We start from the raw sequence: 21,501 nt of genomic DNA, 5'->3' as shown, positions 1-21,501 counted from the left end.
CAAACGATTGCGTATATAATCTACTTCATTATTTTCATCTGTCCGCATACAAAGGCCATCAATCATGAATCAATTAGGTACTGCTCTTTGCTCCTCTGCTACAAAAGTCATGCTTCTCGGTTCAGGAGAGCTAGGTAAAGAAGTGGCGATTGAATGCCAACGTTTAGGGATTGAGGTTATTGCGGTTGATCGTTATGAAAATGCACCTGCAATGCATGTTGCACATAGAAGCTATACGATAAATATGCTTGATGGTGAAGCGCTACGTCAGTTAGTTTTAGCAGAAAAACCAGATTTTATCGTACCTGAAATTGAAGCTATCGCGACTCAGACCCTTGTTGAGTTAGAACAACAAGGACAAAAAGTTGTGCCTTGCGCAAAGGCGGTATCTTTAACGATGAACAGAGAAGGTATCCGTCGTCTTGCTTCTGAAGAGCTTGGCTTACCGACCTCTGAATACTTTTTCGTTGAAAATAAAGCAGATTTTATCCGTGCAGCAACTGAAATTGGTTTTCCTTGCATTGTAAAACCGGTGATGAGTTCATCAGGTAAAGGGCAAAGTATTATTCGTTCACAGGAACAACTTGAACAAGCTTGGAATTACTCTCAAGAAGGTGGTCGAGCAGGACAAGGTCGCGTTATTGTTGAAAAAATGGTTAATTTTGATTTTGAAATTACGTTACTTACTATTAGTGCTGTTGACGGTATTCATTTTTGTTCACCTGTCGGGCATCGCCAAGAAAAGGGGGATTATCGTGAGTCTTGGCAGCCGCAGCGAATGAATGATATCGCCCTGAAAAAAGCACAGGAAGTGGCTGCGAAAATAGTCACTGCGCTTGGCGGCTATGGTTTATTTGGGGTGGAATTGTTTGTTTGTGGCGATGAAATTATTTTTAATGAAGTTTCTCCTCGCCCTCATGATACCGGAATGGTGACGCTAATTTCTCAAAATCTATCTGAATTTGCTTTGCATGTTCGGGCTTTTTTGGGTTTGCCTATTGGTAATATTCGCCAATATGGTCCAAGCGCTTCAGCCGTTATTTTACCTGAGTTACATAGTTGTGACGTGGTTTTTTCAGGTATTGGTGAGGCATTATCAAATGATGTTCAATTACGACTATTTGGTAAACCGGAAATTGCCGGAACGCGTCGATTAGGCGTGGCACTTGCTATTGGTGATACAATCGAAAAAGCTTTAGATATGGCAAAATTATCGGCAAATACAGTAAAAGTGACAGGTTAATTTTCAATTATTAATTGACTAAGTGAGCCCATTAAAATAACGATGGGCTTATTTATTTCATTTGGTATTTCATCTTTTGTTATTTAATATTATATCGATGATTTTTCAGAGTGAATAAATACAGCAAAATGATAAAGCTAAAGGGTGATAAATGATCCGATTTTTAATCTGCGCGGTGTCATTAATTTTTATGTCGAGTAGTTCGCTTAGCGATAATCTTGAAAAGCAATTTGAAAATTGGGTTGAAGGTAAGCAAAGTCACTGTTTCGAGCCTAAATCGCCTTACTTATATTGCCTACTTGATATTCCTAATGAAAAATTTTCAATCGTCGATATTAATGGCGATGAAATGTATCAAATTTATTATTTTGATAATTGGCCAGATGCAGTTAAGGATGGGGTGTATCGCATTATTAAGAACAATAAAATTGGCTATGCCGATGCAATAACAGGCAAAATTGTGATTGAAGCTCAGTATGATTGTGCTCATCCCTTTGAAAACAGCAAAGCGCATGTTGGTATTGGGTGCAAAATAGAAACGGATGGCGAACACAGTTGGTGGGTTGGTGGTAATTGGCAATGGATTTCTTTGAAAGGGGAAGTTATCAATGAATAACCACTACATTATTAGTTTTTGTAATCACTTTATTAATTAACAGTAATAATTCACTTTTTTCTCTATATTTATTAACAATAATGACAATTTTAACTAGATTGATGTAATTGTTTAACTTATTGAAATGCTGTTATTATTGTTATCTACATCACGTTTTTCATCCGCTCATGTCACGCTCAAAACCATTCGCGTCAAAAATCTAACCGCTTAATTCTTTATGCCACCGCTTAGTCCAACTTTCGCCTTTTAGGGTGAGTTATTTCTTACCATATACACTATGGCAGAGTTCATTTTTTACTTACTACAAGTCAACCGCTGCCAATAATAAAGTCATTAGTTATTCATTCAAAGTAATAAAAGCAGATTCAATGTGTTTTTAACTAATGGTAAATCAGGGATTAATGGCATGTTCGTTCTACCTCAGAAAGGTGTTCTATGAACAAGAATGGTATTTTAAAGCACGTTCCTTGGATGATCCTTGGGATAATTGGTGCAGTTTGTTTGGGCGTTGTCGCTCTCAGACGTGGTGAGAACATCAGTGCGCTATGGATAGTGGTCGCATCGGTGTCAGTTTATCTAATTGCATATCGCTACTATAGCTTATATATAGCGACTAAAGTGATGAAGCTCGATGAAACTCGGGCAACACCTGCGGTCATTAATAATGACGGTTTAAACTATGTACCGACAAATAAAAATGTTTTATTTGGTCACCACTTTGCTGCGATTGCAGGTGCTGGCCCATTAGTCGGGCCAGTATTAGCGGCACAGGTTGGTTATCTTCCCGGAACATTATGGCTACTTGCCGGTGTTGTTGTTGCCGGTGCGGTACAAGATTTTATGGTGCTGTTTATTTCATCACGCCGTAATGGTGCATCGCTAGGGGAAATTATTAAAGAAGAGCTAGGGCCTATCCCAGGGACTTTGGCTTTGTTTGGTTGTTTCCTTATCATGATCATTATTCTGGCTGTATTGGCCTTGATAGTGGTTAAAGCGCTAGCAGAAAGCCCTTGGGGTGTATTTACAGTTTGTTCTACAGTCCCAATCGCACTCTTTATGGGAGTGTATATGCGCTTTATCCGGCCGGGACGCGTGGCTGAGATATCCGTCATTGGTATTGTATTATTGGTGGCATCAATTTGGTTCGGTGGTGTTATTGCACACGACCCGTACTGGGGCCCAGCGCTGACATTTAAAGACACCACGATTACTTATACGCTTGTGGGTTATGCCTTTGTTTCAGCATTATTACCTGTTTGGCTGATTCTGGCTCCACGTGATTACCTAGCAACCTTCCTAAAAATCGGTGTTATTGTTGGATTGGCGATTGGTATTGTGATCCTAAATCCAGAACTGAAAATGCCAGCCGTGACACAATTCGTTGATGGTACAGGCCCTGTCTGGAAAGGTACGTTGTTCCCATTCTTATTTATTACTATTGCTTGCGGGGCGGTATCAGGTTTCCACGCATTGATAGCATCGGGTACGACGCCTAAATTGTTAGCGAATGAAAAAGATGCACGTTATATCGGCTATGGTGCGATGTTAATGGAATCTTTCGTTGCTATCATGGCATTGGTTGCCGCATCTATTATTGAACCTGGTTTGTATTTTGCAATGAACACCCCTCCTGCGGCTTTAGGTATTACGATGCCTAACTTGCATGAATTGGGTGGCTCTGATGCTGCAATGATCATGGCTCAATTGAAAGATGTTTCAGTACAAGCCGCCGCAACGGTTAGCTCATGGGGTTTTGTTATCTCTCCTGAGCAAATTATGCAAACTGCGAAAGACATTGGTGAACCTTCTGTCTTGAACCGTGCGGGTGGTGCGCCAACACTGGCTGTGGGAATTGCATTTGTATTCCACGAAATAATGCCTGCCGCTAATATGGGCTTTTGGTATCACTTCGGTATTTTGTTTGAAGCGCTGTTTATCTTAACTGCACTAGATGCGGGAACGCGTTCAGGTCGCTTTATGTTGCAAGATTTACTTGGTAACTTCGTTCCATTCTTGAAGAAAACTGACTCATTAGTTGCGGGGATTATCGGTACCGCGGGTTGTGTTGGACTCTGGGGTTACTTATTGTATCAAGGCGTTGTTGACCCACTAGGTGGCGTTAAGAGCCTATGGCCGCTGTTTGGTATCTCGAATCAAATGTTAGCTGCAGTAGCTTTAGTCTTAAGTACCGTTGTCTTGATTAAGATGAAACGCAGCAAATACATTTTGGTTACTGTTTTACCAGCTGTATGGTTATTAATCTGTACCACTTGGGCGCTGGGTCTGAAATTATTCAGTGATAATCCTCAGTTGGAAGGTTTCCTTTATTTAGCGAAATCATATAAAGATAAAATCGCCGCTGGTGGTGCTGATTTAACAGCACAAGACGTGACGAATATGAACCACATTATTATTAATAACTATACGAATGCGGGTTTAAGTATTCTATTCTTAGTTGTGGTATACGGAATTATTTTCTTTGGTATCCGTGTTGCAATGAAGGCGAATAAAAACCCAAATCGCACCGATATGGAAACACCTTATGTACCGGTACCTAAAGAGGGTGTGAAAGTTTCATCTTCACATTAATCTTTAAAGTCTAAAATGGTGCCCTACATTGTGCGATAACATGATGTAGGGCATTTGTATTGGAGAAGGCGATGTTTGGAAGTTTAGGTAAAACAGGAAAATACCTTGGGCAAGCGGCACGTATGCTAATTGGTATTCCTGATTATGATACTTACGTACAACATATGAAAGATAACCATCCCGATAAACCGGTCATGACTTATAAAGAATTTTTCCGTGAGAGACAAGATGCGCGTTATGGTGGTAGTGGAAAGGGTGGATTTCGCTGTTGTTAATGATCAATAGTAATGATTAATGTTAATGATCGAAGTTAACCGATAAATTGATGAAGAAATGAGGATAATAATGAAACCAATCAATGTCACGATACTAAGCGGTTTTTTAGGTGCAGGTAAAACAACACTACTGAGTCATATTCTTCATGCTGATCATGGGCATAAAATCGCAGTTATTGAAAATGAATTTGGTGAAGTTCCTATTGATAATGCATTAATAGGTGATAGAGCCACTCAAATCACTACATTAAGTAATGGCTGTATTTGTTGTAGTCGTTCAAGTGAATTAGAAAATGCATTATTAGACCTATTAGATGGACTAGATAGCGGCAAACTTGATTTTGACCGATTGGTGATTGAATGCACGGGGATGGCAGATCCCGGTCCGATTACGCAAACTTTTTTCTCTCATGAAGTCTTGTGCGAACGATTTTTATTGGATGGCATCATTACGCTTGTAGATGCGGTTCATGCAGATAAACAGTTAAATGATTTTGCAATAGCACAGGCCCAAATTGGTTATGCCGATAGAATTCTACTCACCAAAACAGATATCGAGCCTAACAATACTGCTCAAAAAGAGGCACTAATTGAGCGTATACAACGAATTAACGCACGAGCACCGATTTATCCAGTTATTCATGGTGATATAGATTTAAAGTTATTGTTGGATATTGAAGGGTTTTTGTTAGATTCACAGTTAATTGTTAAACAACCGACTTTTCGTTTTGCACCAAAACAGCAAAATGAGGTGGAGTCGATAGTGGTTGAATTTGATTACCCAGTTGAGTTGATGGCGATATCTCAAGTGATGGAAGATTTATTGTTAAGTTTCGCTGATAACTTATTACGTTATAAAGGTATTTTATCCATCAAAGATGAACCTAAGCGTTTATTATTTCAAGGCGTTCAGCGCCTATATAGCGCAGATTGGGATAAAGATTGGCTTGATGATGAAAAACGCCACAGTGTATTGGTATTTATTGGAATTAAGCTTCCTGAAGAGATTATCCGCGAAAAATTTGCACAGCTTGAACTTAAATAATATAAGTTGCTAAGAGTAATTCAGAGGTAACAAGGTGATAAGCTAGGATATCGGGTCATCTATATAAGTATATGACCCGTATGGATTAAGCTGACGTGTTATAAGAACAGTTAGCGCGCTTTCGCTGCCATAATTTCGATGATTTGCACATCAGTATGCTTCATCGACCCTGCGGCTAATGCGCATAAATTTGCAATAGATTGGTCAACGTCATCAGAAACAATACCATCAGAGCCTCTAACACAGCTATTATCCATTGCCATTAGTACGGCTTTGTATGCTGAGCTCGCGCCCGTAGAGACTTTCATCGCACAACTGTTTGACGCCCCATCACAAATCATGCCACTGACATCCCCAATCATGCTACTAATAGCCATCGCAACTACTTCATAACGCGATTCTAATAACCACGCAATTCCTGCGGCGGCACCCATTGCGGCGGTGGTTGCCGCGCATAAAGCTGATAATGCAGGTAGTTGATTGTGAATATAAATAGCCATTAGGTGGGATAGCATTAATGCACGTGCGAGCTGTTCTTCTGTTGATTGAAGGTAGTCAGCCGTGACGACGACAGGCATGGTTGCAGCAATACCTTGATTACCTGAACCTGAATTGCTCATCGCAGGAAGAATTGCACCGCCCATACGTGCATCTGATGCAGCAGAGGTACGGATCATAATTTCTGACATTAAGTCTTTCGATAATAAACCGCGATCGCGCTGAGTCTGTAGCGTTCTACCAATATGTAAGCCGTAAACATTGCGCAAGCCTTCTTGAGATAACGCATCATTAAGATGCGCGGCTTCTAAAATGAAACAAATATCTTCAAGGGGGGCTTGAGTTGCGAAATTATAGACCGCTTTAGCGGTAACTATAGGTAATGGAATATCGGCAGCACAGTCAACAGGAGAGCTACTTTGTTGCTCACCTTGAGTGATATCAAAGATAATATTATCGTTATGGATAATTTTGACAATGTGCGTATGAGTACGCGCAATCATCACTGTTGCGGATTCCGTTTCGGTATAAACGGTGGCTTCGGAATAAATTACATCATCACAGGGTTTTTTAATATCGACAGTCACTAAACCTGCCGCAAGCATGACCTTACTGCGTTCAATCGCATCGGGAGTGGCTGATTTTAGCACTTCAAGACCTGCATCTGCATCACCACCAATAGCGCCAAGAACGGCAGCGATAGGTAATCCGACCATGCCAGTTCCAGGTACGGTGACACCCATACCATTTTTCATCAGGTTTGGGGAAACAAAGGCACATACACGGATCACTTCGCCATTAACGTACGAAGCCGCTTTCGCTGCCGCTAGTGCCAATGAAATTGGCTCGGTACAGCCTAAAGCAGGTTTAACCTCTTGCTTGACTGCGTTAATAAAATATTGCCACAGTAATGGCTGAGATTGTGTGTGCATAGTGAGTTTTCCCAACGGAATCTTTTTGATGGAATTATTTTAATAAAAAAGTGGGAGAAAAGTTTCACTATGTTTAAGGTGTTGAGGGGGTTTTAGAGAAAAATAATCTCTTATTTAAGTTACAAAGGCGAAAAAATTTTAAGTTTGATGTGTATCACAAAAAATCCTGCCTAAGACATTAGGCAGGATAGGGGTGCTAAGGGCTGTTGATCTTTATCCCTAGCTATCTAAATCGAGTCGTTTGCTTTGCCAACGACGCGAGCGCCAACGCCAAGCATTGGTTAAACCACGTAGCCATTCATCTGCAAAGAAGCCAATCCAGATACCGAGTAGCCCCATTTCCATTTTAATACCAAGGAAATAACCCAATGGGATCGCGACGCCCCACATAAAGATAATGGCCGTACATAATGGGAAGCGTGCATCACCAGATGCTCTGAGTGCGTTAACCATGACAATATTCAGTGTTCTACCTGGTTCTAAGAACACTGAAAGTAGGAACAGTGGTAGCAAGAGCGTAATAATTCCCTGATCTTCAGTCAGATTGGTAATGATAGGATCACGCAGTAGCCAGAAAATAATAACGACACCGATAGTGACATAAAAGCCCATTTTTAAGCTTTTTATGCCACGACGGTAAGCATCTTCAAAGCGTTTTGCTCCAACGAGATGCCCAACCATAATTTCATTACCAATACTGATAGATATACCGAACAGCATAATAAAAAGAGAAAGCTGGAAGTATAGGGTTTGAGCCGCAAGTGCGGTTTCTCCCATCAAGCCGATGAATGCGGATGCGGTCATAAAATGTAGTATCCACACCAAGTTTTCTCCCGCAGAAGGTAATCCAATATGCAGAATTTTACCTAACATACTGCTAGACCAACGTACTAATTGTAGCGGGGAAAATTTAATTCTCAGTCCATAAAATAATAGGCAGAAAAGTAAAATAACCGCGATGACACGTCCAACAACAGTTGACCATGCAACACCTTCTAATCCATATTGCGGTAAACCGAAGAAGCCATATAGCACAATCATGTTACCAAATACGGTAATGATATTGGCTATCAAAGTCACCCACATTGCAGGCTGTGACTTGCCGTATACGCGTAAACATGCTGCTAATATGATTGAAATTGCTTCAGGAATTAAGCAAATGCCTAAAATGTGCAAATATGCATAACCATCATCCATTAAATGTGATGGTGTATTCATGATGCTAAGGATTTTATAGCCAAAAAAGAGGGCAATTAACGCACTTGAAAAACCAAGTATGAAGTTAAACGCAATCGAAATATGTATGGCTTGACCTGCTTTATCACGACGTCCCGCGCCCAAATATTGAGCAATAACAACACTGCACCCGACGCTGATGAAAGTGAAAATAGTGATAAAAAGATCAAATACCTGATTTCCCACCCCCATTGCAGCGAGGTAGGCTGTTGATACATGGCTCACCATGTAGGTATTAATAAGTAAAGTGGCCAAATGAAGAAAAATATCAATAAAAATTGGCCAACTAAGAGAAAATAGCGATCTCTCAGTGACATCAGACTGATGCATCAAGAACCTTTATATAATTAGAATTAAGGGAAAATAAATTGGACGATAATTCTACATGGATTTGCTGAGGTATAATAGCGTTTGGCATGCCCTATTTTTATAAAGTGAATACTTTGTTTAGTTTCAACGATTCTGTTAGATTCAATATATTCATAACAATTCGAATTATAGTGTTTATTATAACGCTATTGACTGTTAATTATTCACTCTTACTACATATTTATGTATTATTGCGATGAGATATATTTGCTGAGGCCTGAAAGATTCAAGGTATAGCGTTAATACGTGCGAACAACATCAGAAGACGTTAAATTAAGGAACACAAATGACTAAAATTAAAGCAGCAATAGTGGGATACGGCAATATTGGCCGTTATGCACTCGAAGCTGTTCAAGCCGCTGAAGATTTTGAATTAGTGGGGATAGTGCGCCGTAATACGCAAGATGTTCCTGCTGAACTTTCTGCTTACAAAATTGTAGATGATATTGAAAAACTGGGAAAAGTGGATGTTGCATTATTGTGCTCACCAACTCGTGCAATTGAGCCTTTGGCTGCAAAAATTTTAAGCCTCGGTATTAATACCGTGGATAGTTTTGATGTGCATTCAGGCATTGTAGATTTAAAACATAGCCTTGATAAAGTCGCAAAAGCTTATAACAGTACCGCAATTATTTCCGCTGGTTGGGATCCTGGTTCTGATTCCATCATGCGTACATTAATGTTAGCGATGGCACCGAAAGGCGTGACTTTTACCAATTTTGGTCCAGGTATGAGTATGGGGCATAGCGTTGCAGCTAAGGCAGTCGAGGGTGTAAAAGATGCGCTGTCAGTGACTATTCCGCTGGGAACCGGTGTGCATCGTCGCATGGTGTATATTGAATTGGTCTCTGGGGCTAGTTTTGACGATGTGGCTCGTGCAATCAAAGCGGATAGCTATTTCTCATCAGATGAAACGCATATCCGTCAAGTTGATAGCATTGATGCGCTTAAAGATGTGGGTCATGGGGTACATATGACCCATAAAGGAGTTTCAGGTGCGACGCATAATCAATTATTTGAATATACAATGCGTATCAATAACCCTGCATTAACGTCCCAATTTATGGTTTCTGCTGCTAGAGCAACAATGAAACAAGCCGCAGGCGCTTATACGGTTATTGAAATCCCACCGGTTAATTTTCTACAAGGTGATTTAGATAGTTTAATCGCTAAATTGGTTTAACTATTTACTTATGTGGCATGAATAACGATTGAGATGATTCATGCCATTTCTACTCATTTACGTTCTCTGTTTTAATCCTCTCATTATTTCAACATTCAGATTATAGCCACTATTTATTTTTCACCTGATTGAGTAGTCTACCAAGCTTAATGATTGGCACGATTATTTTTGAGGATAAAATGATGAATAAAAAATCAAGGAGTGAAAGAAAAACGAATAGAAATAATCGTAGCAATGATAAGCAAAGCGAGAGCGGTTTTTTTTCTAAGAGCAGTTCGACAAAAAGTCTGACTGAAAGCAAACAATCATTTAATGTTATTCGCGCATTATCGAAAATGGTTAACTATGGTTTCTCGTTATTCTATGTTGGGTTTATTCTCTCAGTATGGTTTTACCCTGAATACTATAATGCAGAGATTATTTATAATCTGACAATTATTCTTATTTTTGAGTTTATTCTCGTGCACTCTGGCGTTTTTATGGCGGTAATTCAAAATAAAATTGCCTTGGTGGGTTTTGCTCTATTTTATGGAGTATTTGCCCTTGCAATAAATACTTCGGTACTTGGTGATGCGCCAATTATTCTTTATCTTTACAGTGCTACAGTGATAAATCGAATGATATTTGGTTTGAGTAGCCGTAGTCCGCAAGAACGACAAGAAAATATGGGCTATTCCGCATTAATGGCGCTCAACTTTATGTTTTGTATTTTCGCCGCTCTGATCCTATCTTTTATGGTGCCTTATGGTGGTCTAACGCCTAGCTACTTATCTTCCATTGACTATTATACTGCCATGACCTCAGGTGGAGAATTTCCTGAAAACCCCCATGTTGCATTTGCTTTTGGTGTTATGTACTTTTCTATGCCAGTGGTGATGCCTATTATTGTTAAGTATTTTACTTATCGATACCGTAAAAAACAGGCTAGTAAGGTTAGCGCTTAAGTATGATTTTTGCTTTGCGTTATCATATTTAATGACAGTTTTTATTATGAATAAATAATCTATAAGCAATAAAAAAACGCCTACCGAAGTAGGCGCCTGGTGTTGGCAAAACAAAATGGAAAATAAAAATACTAGCGAGTAATTGATTTGAATTTTTGTGTTGTTTCTGTGAGGGCAATTTCAGTTGGTAGACGTTCCATCGAACTTGCACCATAAAAACCATGACAATCTGGGCAATTAGCTAAGATATATTGAGCATCTTCTGGTGTAGCAATAGGACCACCATGACAAAGTACAATCACATCATCGCGAACCGATTTAGCCGCTTTCGCCCAATCATTAACTAGGGCCACACAATCTTTAAGTGTCAGAGCTGTTTCTGCACCAATATTACCACCTGTTGTTAACCCCATATGAGGCACAATGATATCTGCACCGGCTTTGGTCATTGCGATAGCATCTTCACTGCTAAAGACATAAGGTGTGGTTAATAAGTCTTTTTCGTGAGCCATACGGATCATATCGACTTCAAGTGCGTAACCCATTCCTGTTTCTTCTAAATTTGCTCTGAAGTTACCGTCTATTAAACCGACCGTTGGGAAGTTTTGCACACCAGCGAAGCCTGTCGCTTTGATATCATCAAGGAATTTATCAAACTGACAAAATGGGTCCGTACCGTTGACACCTGCAAGCACAGGGGTTTGTTTAACGACCGGTAGCACTTCTTTTGCCATGTCCATAACGATTTCATTGGCGTTGCCATAGGCAAGAAGGCCAGCGAGTGAGCCACGACCAGCCATGCGATAGCGGCCTGAGTTATAGATAACGATTAAATCAATACCGCCAGCTTCTTCGCATTTAGCTGATAACCCAGTTCCCGCACCACCACCGATAATCGGTTCGCCACGGGCTATCATATCTCTGAATTTTTTCAGTAAACTTTCGCGGTTATGTTTCATGAATAGACCTCTGTATTATTTGTTCAATATATCCTGATGTAATTGAATCACTTGTTCACAAAATTCAGCGGAATTAACATGATAAGGACTCAAAATTAACTGTCTTTTTGCTGTTGTAATTAGATTTTCGGTCAGTGCATCAATAAATGCTTGGTCAGCGAGTGGGTCCCAAAATGGTGCGCCTTCAATATCTAAGGCTGAGAATCCTGCGGTTGGAATGATAAAGCGAATTTCGCCATCACAACGGTTAAGTTTTTGTGCAATCCAACGACCCATTTGTTGATTTTCTTCTGGGGTAGTTCTCATGAGAGTAACTTGCGAATTGTGGTGATAAAATTGCCTATCACGATATTGTTCGGGCACCGTGGCCGGTCGTCCAAAATTGACCATATCTAAAGCACCACAGGAAAGGACACAAGGGGTTTGAGTACGAGCAATTGCACCAAAACGGTCTTCATCACAGGCAAGTACGCCACCAAATAGAAAATCACAAACTTCCGTAGTGGTGATGTCTAAAACGGAATGCAATAGATTGCTATCAATGAGTTTTTCCATTGCCTTCCCGCCACTGCCAGTAGCATGAAAAACTAAACAATCAAACTCATCTTCTAGCTTAGCAGTAAGTTGTTGCACGCAAGATGTGGTGACACCAAACATAGTTAATGCAATAGCCGGTTTTAAGGTGGTGGTATCTTCATCATCTTGATTAAACCAAACTGCCCCTGCAATTTGATTGGCTGCATTTTTTAATACTTTACGGGAAATAATGTTTAACCCAGAGACATCGGTTACTGAATACATCATTGAGATATCGCTGGCACCGATATAGCCTGAAATATCGCCAGAGGCCATGGTGGAAACCATTAGTTTAGGTATACCGACAGGTAATATTTGCATCGCTGGGGTAATTAATGCTGTGCCGCCTGAGCCGCCAAGGCCTAATATAGCAGCAACATCGGTTTGTGCAGCAAGATAAAGACTAAATGCTTGCGCCATAGCTTCTATAGCTTTACCTCTATCGCCACAAAAAACAGCTTTAGCACCAAGAGGATGATAGTTCGCAATAGTATCAGCACTAACATCCGCATTTTTTTCTAATTGAGTTGGTTGCGTTGTTAAATCGACTGTTCGTACAGAAAGCCCTGCATTTTTTATTATTTCACTAACATAAAAAATTTCGGCACTTTTAGTATCTAACGTAGTAGCTATGTAAATAAATCCCTGGTGCTTTTTCATGGAAAATCCTTTCAGATTGGGTCGGGAGTTTAATTTTTCATCTTAATGAGACTATAGTATCATTTTTTAGGTTTGTAAAATGAGATTATTATCTCGTTTTTAAATTTAAGATAAGGAAAATGTGTTAATGATTGTATCTTATTGATAAAAATTAAAAAATAATATTTAATATGGGTTATTATCACTATCATTAAATATTAATATCTATAATTTGTAGCTTAATTAGCATGATCCACCTATGATATTGAGTAATTAGTTTAAAGCTAAATTAAAATTGAGAGATGTTAGAAAATCTAATAGATTAAAAGTGCATGTCAACTCGAGTTCTTTTTTTTATGAAGCTGATTAAACTTATTCTCAGAGACAGTATTTTAAGGATGAATAAATGCCGCAAACTCAAAATATTTCAGAATATAAAGGTACGCGTAAACGAACCTATATTTTATTGGTAACGACGGCTTTAGATTTATTTGAAAAGGGTGCAATGCCTTCTGTTTCTGAGCTTGCATTTGAAGCCGGCGTTTCTCGTGCAACAGCCTATCGCTACTTTCCCACACAGAGCGACTTAATTACCGCTACCGTGAATGCCAGTTTGGGACCTATTTTAACATGGCGACCGCAAAGTGAAAAAACCAGTGAACGTATTGACGAGTTATTGCGTTATGCTTTTCCTCGAATGTTTGAGCATGAAGGAGTACTAAGAGCGGCATTACAAGTCTCACTACAGCAATGGGCTTCTGACCGCTCATCATTGCAAAATGTAGATGTCCCGAAAGTTAAACGCCTTCAGCGAGGAAATCGAAAAGATATTCTTTCAATGGTGACAACGCCGATGAAAGGTGAATATCCGCAAGAAACGATTGATAAAGTTATCAAAGCTTTTTCGGTTATTTATGGCTCGGAAATATTCTTAGTGCTAAAAGATATTTGGATGTTAGATAATCAGCAAGTCACAGAAATTGCGCAGTGGATGGCAAAAGCCGTTATTAACCAAGCCGACGCTGATAACAGAAATAAGTAAATCTGAGCTTCAGTTAACTGATTTTATCATCACTGATTTATGCTTCTAAATTAGTAAAATACAAAATGAATATCGGTCAAAAATTGAAATTTCAGTGAATAATCACTTAGGTGACAAATAGGCGAAAACTAAACGTTGATGGCATTATATTGTGATATAAATTAAGGCTATAACATGGGGTCTTAATGGTTAGTTTTTGATGATGAAATTCATAAAAATGTTAGGCGGGATAGTGAGTTGCTCATTTATTGGTGGGCTACTAACCTATTTTGGAATACCACTCGCATTAATGTTTGGTCCCATTATTGCCATTATTATTTTTCATCGATTTGGTTTCTCTTTTCCTATTCCTAAGCATACCATCACCTTTGTTCAAGTCGCGTTAGGGACATCTGTAGGTTTGATGTTCAATCAGGTTTCGTTAAAAGAAGTCGATAATTTATTACTTTTATTAGTTATGTTAGTTGTCTGTTTAGCCGTGCAATTTTCATTCAGTTTTTTTTGGTTTTACCGCAAGGTAGGATGGACTAAACAAGAAGCAATGTTAGGATCAGTTCCTGGTGCAATGGCCGCCATTTTAGCGCTGACTGACCATACGCATACCCCGCCACAGAAAATTGTTATTTCCCATACCATTCGCTTAATTATCTTAATATTTTTAGCTGGTATTGTTGTGGGTAGCAATAATGACCCTCAACCTATTTTTCAATTACCCCAGCTTTCATTAGAATCTACTTTTTGGTTGCTAGTCATTGTTGCAGTAGGTGTTATTTCTGGATTGATATTACAGCGTTTAAGAGTTCCTGCACCTTTTATGCTGACTTCATTAGCCACGGCAACTTTAATACAAGGTTGGCTGGATGTGCCGCTTCATTTTCCATTAATGCTAACAGAACTTAGTATGGTATTAATCGGTATGAACATTGGTAATCATTTTATTGTTTTCCCATTGTCATCATTAATTAAAAATATTTACTCTTCTGCTCAAGTTGTTGTTATTAATATTTTTTTAACTTTTCTTGTTACTGTGTTTGCATCATGGTTAACCGGTTACGATATCTCAGTTTTGCTGTTAGCCTGGGCACCGGGTAGTATGGAAGCGATGACATTCGCTGCAATTACGATGAATCTCGATGCTGGATTTGTCATGTCGAATCACATTATCAGAATGGTGATAATTCAAAGTATTCCATCTTTGGTGTTATTTTGGCAGGAAAAAAGAGCGAAGAGACCCTAAACTGAAAAGAAACATGTATGGCAATTAACATGTTTCTTTACTTTAAGTTAACTGTTGTTCCCAATAGGTGATGATTTAACTTATTTGACGTAAGCAAATAATCCCAATGAGTCACGAGCTAATGATTGACATTTAAAGTCTTTATCTAAAGGAATACCTTTTAGATCAGCATAACTTTCTTTGTTCATTTCTGTCATTTTTGTGGAGTTATAATCACTGAGATCCCATTTATTGCTCTTTGCAAGATAAACGATAGCTCGTTCAATTTCCCTATCGGGTATTTGTGTATATCCACAGTCATATTTTAAATAAATAAAAACGGCTGTGAGATCGGCAAGATCTTCAGCTTCGTTTGTAGAAAGAGCTCTGGCAGATTGGGTTATCCCTAACAGAGTCATTAAGCATGACATTACTATAAATTTGCGCATTCAGTATTCTATCGGATTTGTTTGTAAAGTTACGTTAGCATGAGAATAGAATTGTTAGTCAACTATATTTTTCTTAAATCAATGTAATAAACCCATATTTATTGAGTGGGTATGTTGACCTTCCTGTAGGGGGAAGCTTTATCATCCCCACTATTAAAGCACGTTTTCGCCGGAAAAGGTAATTGGCTATTTGCCATCCTATTTTGTTCTCACAGATTTTTTATTTTGATAAATAAAGGAAGGTTATCAATGTTACGTCGCGATTTTCTTAAATTAAGCGCTATTACTTACGCTGCAAGTGCGCTACCTATTTGGAGCCGTATCGCGGTAGCGGCTGAAAACTATCCAACTCTTGCTATTCCTGCATTGTTAGAGCCAGATGCTCAAGGTAATATCCAAATTGCAATTAAGCAAGGGACTTCTGTGTTTGTTCCCGGTAAAAAAACGACAACGTGGGGATATAACGGTGATTTACTTGGTCCGGCAATTAGTTTGAAAAACGGACAAAATGTTAATATTAATATTGTAAATCAACTACCTGAAGAAACAACAGTGCATTGGCATGGATTAGAAATATCAGGTGAGCAAGATGGTGGTCCACAAGCGATTATTCGTCCGGGCGCGAGCAGAAAAGTAAATTTTACCGTCGCACAACCTGAATCAACGTGCTGGTTCCATCCTCATACACACGGACAAACAGGCTACCAAGTTGCGATGGGATTAGCTGGACTGGTATTAATTAAAGACCAAGATAGCACTAAACATGGCTTACCAAGTTCATGGGGCGTTGATGACATTCCTGTGATTTTACAAGATAAACGTTTGAATGATGACGGCCAGATAGATTATCAGTTGGATGTGATGAGTGCTGCTGTGGGCTGGTTTGGTTCACTGATGCTGACTAATGGTGCAGTTCTTCCTAAGCACATTGCTCCAAAAGGTTGGATACGCCTTCGGTTGTTGAATGGATGTAATGCACGAAGCTTAAATATTTCAACCAGTGATGGCCGTAAAATGTATGTGGTGGCAAGTGATGGAGGCCTACTCGCAGAGCCTATTCCATTAACAGAATTACCTATTTTAATGGGTGAGCGTTTTGAAGTATTAATTGATGCTTCTGATGGCCGCTCATTTGATTTAGTGACCTTACCTGTTGGCCAAATGGGCATGACGATTGCACCATTCGATCAGCCTTTGCCTGTCCTTCATATTGAAACGACGATCAGTGCTAGTGAAGGTAAATTACCACCTGTCTTGGCCGCGTTGCCCGCGATTCCATCACTTGCAGGGCTGACTCGTCGCCGCTTCCATTTAATGATGGATATGCGCTTAGATATGCAAGGCATGATGATGTTACGTGAAAAATATGGTGACCAAGCTATGGGTAACATGGGCGGGCACGGGGCAATGATGGAAAATATGATGTCTGATGGAAATAATAATTCCATGGGGCAGGGAAATATGAATCACGGCAATATGAATCACGGCAATATGAATCACGGTAGTATGGGTGACGGTAATGCGTCTCAGGGCAAGATGAATAACATGCCAATGAATGGGATGGGAAATGGTGGTGGTCATTGTGGTACGGGGACTGGTGAATTAGACATTCATAACGCGAATACCATTAACGGACAAGTTTTCTCGATGACACATCCTGCGTTTAATGCACCGATGAATAAACAAGAGATTTGGGTCATTTCAGGTCGCGGTGACATGATGTTACATCCATTCCATGTGCATGGTACACGTTTTAGAATTTTGAAAGAAAATGGCAAAGCGGTAGAGCCACATCGCCAAGGCTGGAAAGATATTGTAAGAGTGGAAGGGCAAGTGAGTGAAGTGTTGGTAGAATTTAAGCATCCAGCAACACAGCAGCATCCTTATATGGCGCATTGTCATTTATTAGAGCATGAAGATACTGGGATGATGATGGGTTTCACGGTTAGCTAATATTAATTAAATTAAGCTAAATATCTCATGGGTTAGGATTGTTAGATTCTAGCCCTTTTGTTTTTATAGGTATAATTTAAAATCATTATCATCATTAACTTAAATTTAGGTTGTCTGTGAAGATATCGCGTCTTAGAGAGCTTTATGCTAAAATTACGTGCTTTCCATTCCCATAGATGCGTAATTAAAGATGAAACATACCCTTGAAGTAATGATCTCTGAAGAAGAGATCGCTCTGCGAATTAATGAATTAGCGAATGAAATTAGTGCTCACTACCAAAAAATAGAGGGCGAATTAGTACTCGTTGGCTTATTAAAAGGCTCATTTATTTTTATGGCTGATTTATGCCGTAAAATCAGTGTAGCTCATGAAGTCGATTTCATGACGGTATCAAGCTACGGTAATGCAATGACATCCAGCCGTGATGTGAAAATCGTTAAAGATTTAGATGAAGATATTCGGGGTAAACACGTTCTGATTGTTGAGGATATTATCGATTCGGGTAATACCTTAAATAAAGTGCGTGAAATATTCGAATTACGTGGCCCGAAATCTGTTGCGATTTGTACGTTGCTTGATAAACCTTCACGTCGTGAAGTTGATGTACCAGTCGAATGGATTGGTTATTCTATTGAAGATAAATTTGTCGTGGGATATGGCATTGATTATGCTCAACAGTACCGCCATTTACCTTATATTGGGCATGTGACTCTACTTGACGAGTAATCAATCTCTCATGCTATAAAAGAAAGGACAGCTAAGGCTGTCCTTTTTATTGATATTCGATTGCTATATTTTTGGCGTGAGTTTCGCTATTGCTTCACGATAACACAGCTCAAGTTTTTCACGGCTATCAGCAGTGGTATGCAAATCATGCAAACGACCGTTGTTAATACCGTAGACCCACCCGTGGATCATCACTTTTTGCCCACGTTTCCATGCTGACTGCATAATAGTTGAGTGGCCTAAGTTATAAACTTGTTCAACAACGTTCAATTCGCATAAACGGTCGAGGCGTTCGCAAGGCTTTAATTCACCTAGCATTGAGCTATGTCGGTACCATATATCACGGATATGCAATAACCAGTTGTTAATCAATCCTAACTCAGTATTATCAACAGCCGCTTCAATACCACCGCATCCATAATGGCCACAGATGATAATGTGTTCGACTTCTAAAACATCTACCGCATATTGAATAACGGATAAACAGTTAAGGTCGGTATGAATGACAAGATTGGCAACGTTACGGTGTACGAATAAATCACCTGGCGCAGCATTAATTAATTTTTCAGCAGGTACACGGCTATCTGAACAGCCGATCCATAGGAATCTAGGTTTTTGAGCTTTTGATAATTCTTTAAAGAACTCAGGATTTTCCTCTTTTACAGAGGCTGACCATGCTTCATTATTTGCAAATAGCTCTTCGATTTTTTTCATCATGACTTATAGCCTGGTTGTGTTACTTTGCGATAAAAATTTATACAATATTTAACTCGTCATACATCAACTTGCATTGTTGTTGACTGTGTTCATTCGTTCTAGTTACCAATGTTAGTTAGCGCCTAGCGACTCATTTACTTGTCATTTAGCTGCACCTTGACTGATTTAGAGTATATTGATTTATTAATAGTTAGTTATATTAATTCAATTTCATTATGATGAACCACTCATTTAGACAAGACAACCCTAAATAAGTAACATGTTGAATTATCTTTTATAACCTTATATTCATCATACTTCAAATGACATTATTACTGCAGTTCTTGGGCTATTTTCCCTTGCTACCTATCTGTATCTCAAATTATTTTGGGTTTATTATCACTTTTCTGCATAACATAGAATAGAAAAAAGTGGCATCATAGGCCCATATTGCCCTTAAACCATCACAAGAATAAAGGTGTTTTTTACATATGACGTATGCCCTTGAGTTATCGCAACTGACCAAAACCTATTCGGGTGGCGTGAAGGCTTTGCGAGGAATCGATTTGAACGTTGAAGATGGTGACTTTTATGCATTGCTCGGACCTAATGGCGCAGGTAAGTCAACCACAATAGGGATTATTAGCTCACTGGTCAATAAAACTAGTGGTTCAGTCAAAGTGTTTGGCTATGATCTTTCAAAGCAAGTTGTGCAGGCTAAGCAGCAACTTGGTCTCGTTCCACAAGAATTTAATTTTAATCCTTTTGAAACGGTATTACAGATTGTACTCAATCAAGCAGGTTATTATGGCGTTAAGCGTGATATCGCTTTACAGCGTGCGAAACAATATTTAACCCAATTAGATTTATGGGAAAAGCGAGATGAACGGGCGCGTAACTTATCTGGTGGTATGAAGCGTCGTTTGATGATTGCTCGGGCATTAATGCATCAACCTCGATTATTGATCTTAGATGAACCGACAGCGGGTGTTGATATTGAGCTACGTCGTTCTATGTGGAGCTTTCTGAAAGAGCTAAATGCACAAGGAACAACCATTATTTTGACAACCCACTATTTAGAAGAAGCTGAAATGCTGTGTCGGAATATTGGTATTATTCAACACGGTGAGCTGGTGGAAAATACCAGTATGAAGCAGTTATTAAGTCAACTAGAGTCAGAAACATTTATTTTTGACCTAACACCTAAAAGTCCGATACCTAAATTAGCAGGATATGACGCTCGGTTAATTGATACATCGACGCTGGAAGTTGATGTGAAAAGAGAGCAGGGACTTAATGGGGTATTTAGTCAATTAAGCGAACAAGGCATTCAAATTTTGAGTATGCGTAATAAGGCGAATCGTTTAGAAGAATTATTTGTCAATTTAGTGAGAAAAGAAAGTGATGCCGCCCATAAGGAGGATGCACAATGATTTCATTATATTGGGTTGCATTAAAAACGATTTGGATAAAGGAAGTTACTCGTTTTGGTCGGATATGGGTACAAACATTGTTACCACCAGTGATTACGATGTCACTCTATTTTGTGATATTCGGTAACTTGATTGGTTCTCGAATTGGTGAAATGGGTGGGGTGGATTATATGCAGTTTATTGTCCCCGGTCTGATTATGATGGCGGTGATCACAAACTCTTACTCAAATGTCTGTTCTTCATTTTTTGGTGCTAAGTTTCAGAAGAATATTGAAGAATTACTGGTAGCCCCTGTGCCAACTCATGTCATTATTGCTGGTTTTGTTGGTGGTGGTGTGGCACGAGGCGTTTTAGTTGGCTTTTTAGTGACTTTAATTTCGCTGTTCTTTATTCCATTACACGTTCATTCATGGTCGATGGTCATAATTACGTTGTTGCTTACTGCAATTGTATTTTCACTCGCTGGATTATTGAATGCAATTTTTGCTAAAAGTTTTGATGATATCAGTATCGTGCCAACTTTTGTTTTAACGCCTCTCACCTATCTTGGCGGTGTTTTTTATTCATTAACTTTATTGCCTCCAGTTTGGCAGGCGATATCCAAGCTTAATCCTATCGTGTATATGATCAGTGGTTTTAGATATGGCTTCTTAGGTATTGCCGATGTTTCTGTCATGGTAACATTGGGTGTTTTAATGATTTTCTTAGTCATCTTTTATATTCTAACTTGGTATCTTATTGAGCAAGGTAGAGGATTACGTAGTTAATTATTAAGGTCATTAATTGTCTTAAACCATTTATTATTAGACGCTTAAAAACCGCACTTTAAAGATTAATAAAAAATCAATTAAAGTGCGGTTTTTTATTAATTAAATAAGTAA

19 protein-coding genes are annotated in these 21,501 nt (G+C 39.1%); 13 read left to right on the top strand and 6 right to left on the bottom strand.

The features are described 5' to 3' along the window. Positions 1-64 precede the first annotated feature (64 nt). From purT to yjiA, 5 genes are all read left to right on the top strand, one after another. The gene (gene purT / locus AAZR93_RS08845; RefSeq protein ID WP_434719576.1) at positions 65-1,243 is read left to right on the top strand and encodes a formate-dependent phosphoribosylglycinamide formyltransferase; all 1,179 of its coding nucleotides are present in this window, start codon (positions 65-67) and stop codon (positions 1,241-1,243) included. A gap of 151 nt (positions 1,244-1,394) precedes the next feature. Then, positions 1,395-1,859: a WG repeat-containing protein gene (locus AAZR93_RS08840; RefSeq protein WP_434719575.1), complete on the top strand. Its 465-nt coding sequence runs from the start codon at positions 1,395-1,397 to the stop codon at positions 1,857-1,859. A gap of 435 nt (positions 1,860-2,294) precedes the next feature. Then, positions 2,295-4,448, top strand: a complete 2,154-nt coding sequence (locus AAZR93_RS08835) for a carbon starvation CstA family protein (protein WP_294104960.1) — start codon at positions 2,295-2,297, stop codon at positions 4,446-4,448. Positions 4,449-4,519: 71 nt separating this feature from the next. After that, positions 4,520-4,723, top strand: coding sequence for a YbdD/YjiX family protein (locus AAZR93_RS08830; RefSeq protein WP_294104958.1), 204 nt, complete (start codon positions 4,520-4,522; stop codon positions 4,721-4,723). Positions 4,724-4,793: 70 nt separating this feature from the next. Continuing rightward, a complete protein-coding gene (gene yjiA, locus AAZR93_RS08825; protein WP_434719574.1) occupies positions 4,794-5,768 on the top strand; it encodes a GTPase in 975 nt (324 codons plus the stop codon). Positions 5,769-5,878: 110 nt separating this feature from the next. On the opposite strand, the gene AAZR93_RS08820 is transcribed toward yjiA, so the two are convergent. Together AAZR93_RS08820 and AAZR93_RS08815 are read right to left on the bottom strand one after the other, a co-directional pair. Next, entirely contained in the window at positions 5,879-7,198 is a 1,320-nt protein-coding gene (locus AAZR93_RS08820; RefSeq protein ID WP_434719573.1) for a serine dehydratase subunit alpha family protein, read from the bottom strand. A gap of 219 nt (positions 7,199-7,417) precedes the next feature. Then, positions 7,418-8,764 carry an MATE family efflux transporter gene (locus AAZR93_RS08815; RefSeq protein ID WP_294104953.1) on the bottom strand — a complete coding sequence of 449 codons (1,347 nt, stop codon included), beginning with the start codon at positions 8,762-8,764 and terminating at the stop codon, positions 7,418-7,420. Positions 8,765-9,089: 325 nt separating this feature from the next. On the opposite strand from AAZR93_RS08815, the gene AAZR93_RS08810 reads away from it, so the two are divergent. Continuing rightward, on the top strand, positions 9,090-9,986 hold the full coding sequence (locus AAZR93_RS08810) for a diaminopimelate dehydrogenase (RefSeq protein ID WP_434719572.1): 897 nt from the start codon (positions 9,090-9,092) through the stop codon (positions 9,984-9,986). A 182-nt stretch (positions 9,987-10,168) separates the two neighbouring features. After that, positions 10,169-10,930: a hypothetical protein gene (locus AAZR93_RS08805; RefSeq protein ID WP_294104949.1), complete on the top strand. Its 762-nt coding sequence runs from the start codon at positions 10,169-10,171 to the stop codon at positions 10,928-10,930. A 131-nt stretch (positions 10,931-11,061) separates the two neighbouring features. On the opposite strand, the gene AAZR93_RS08800 is transcribed toward AAZR93_RS08805, so the two are convergent. Continuing rightward, a complete protein-coding gene (locus AAZR93_RS08800) occupies positions 11,062-11,889 on the bottom strand; it encodes a phosphoenolpyruvate hydrolase family protein (RefSeq protein ID WP_294104947.1) in 828 nt (275 codons plus the stop codon). Positions 11,890-11,904: 15 nt separating this feature from the next. Continuing rightward, a complete protein-coding gene (locus AAZR93_RS08795) occupies positions 11,905-13,125 on the bottom strand; it encodes a Tm-1-like ATP-binding domain-containing protein (protein WP_434719571.1) in 1,221 nt (406 codons plus the stop codon). 385 nt (positions 13,126-13,510) lie between these two features. Between AAZR93_RS08795 and AAZR93_RS08790 the strand changes: the two genes are divergently transcribed. Together AAZR93_RS08790 and AAZR93_RS08785 are read left to right on the top strand one after the other, a co-directional pair. Beyond that, positions 13,511-14,146 carry a TetR/AcrR family transcriptional regulator gene (locus AAZR93_RS08790; protein WP_294104943.1) on the top strand — a complete coding sequence of 212 codons (636 nt, stop codon included), beginning with the start codon at positions 13,511-13,513 and terminating at the stop codon, positions 14,144-14,146. Between the two features lie 199 nt (positions 14,147-14,345). Further along, complete coding sequence (locus AAZR93_RS08785; RefSeq protein WP_434719570.1) at positions 14,346-15,383, top strand: AbrB family transcriptional regulator; 1,038 nt, start codon at positions 14,346-14,348, stop codon at positions 15,381-15,383. Between the two features lie 80 nt (positions 15,384-15,463). Here AAZR93_RS08785 and AAZR93_RS08780 read toward each other — a convergent pair whose 3' ends face one another. Continuing rightward, positions 15,464-15,811, bottom strand: a complete 348-nt coding sequence (locus AAZR93_RS08780; RefSeq protein ID WP_294104939.1) for a YacC family pilotin-like protein — start codon at positions 15,809-15,811, stop codon at positions 15,464-15,466. A gap of 249 nt (positions 15,812-16,060) precedes the next feature. Between AAZR93_RS08780 and cueO the strand changes: the two genes are divergently transcribed. Both cueO and hpt read left to right on the top strand, forming a co-directional pair. Further along, the gene (gene cueO, locus AAZR93_RS08775; protein ID WP_434719569.1) at positions 16,061-17,764 is read left to right on the top strand and encodes a multicopper oxidase CueO; all 1,704 of its coding nucleotides are present in this window, start codon (positions 16,061-16,063) and stop codon (positions 17,762-17,764) included. 190 nt (positions 17,765-17,954) lie between these two features. Continuing rightward, positions 17,955-18,491, top strand: a complete 537-nt coding sequence (gene hpt, locus AAZR93_RS08770) for a hypoxanthine phosphoribosyltransferase (RefSeq protein ID WP_434719568.1) — start codon at positions 17,955-17,957, stop codon at positions 18,489-18,491. A gap of 63 nt (positions 18,492-18,554) precedes the next feature. On the opposite strand, the gene can is transcribed toward hpt, so the two are convergent. Further along, positions 18,555-19,208, bottom strand: coding sequence for a carbonate dehydratase (gene can / locus AAZR93_RS08765; protein WP_294104933.1), 654 nt, complete (start codon positions 19,206-19,208; stop codon positions 18,555-18,557). A gap of 470 nt (positions 19,209-19,678) precedes the next feature. Here can and AAZR93_RS08760 point away from each other — a divergent pair, with 470 nt between their 5' ends. Both AAZR93_RS08760 and AAZR93_RS08755 read left to right on the top strand, forming a co-directional pair. After that, complete coding sequence (locus AAZR93_RS08760; RefSeq protein WP_434719567.1) at positions 19,679-20,620, top strand: ABC transporter ATP-binding protein; 942 nt, start codon at positions 19,679-19,681, stop codon at positions 20,618-20,620. Continuing rightward, positions 20,617-21,387, top strand: coding sequence for an ABC transporter permease (locus tag AAZR93_RS08755; RefSeq protein WP_294104929.1), 771 nt, complete (start codon positions 20,617-20,619; stop codon positions 21,385-21,387). The genes AAZR93_RS08760 and AAZR93_RS08755 overlap by 4 nt, the downstream gene beginning before the upstream one ends. Positions 21,388-21,501 lie beyond the last annotated feature (114 nt).

The organism is Providencia sp. Je.9.19 (genome assembly GCF_051129765.1).
Lineage (GTDB): Bacteria > Pseudomonadota > Gammaproteobacteria > Enterobacterales > Enterobacteriaceae > Providencia.
Note: the sequence above shows the minus strand (reverse complement) of the source record. Positions and strands in the feature narration are given on the sequence as shown.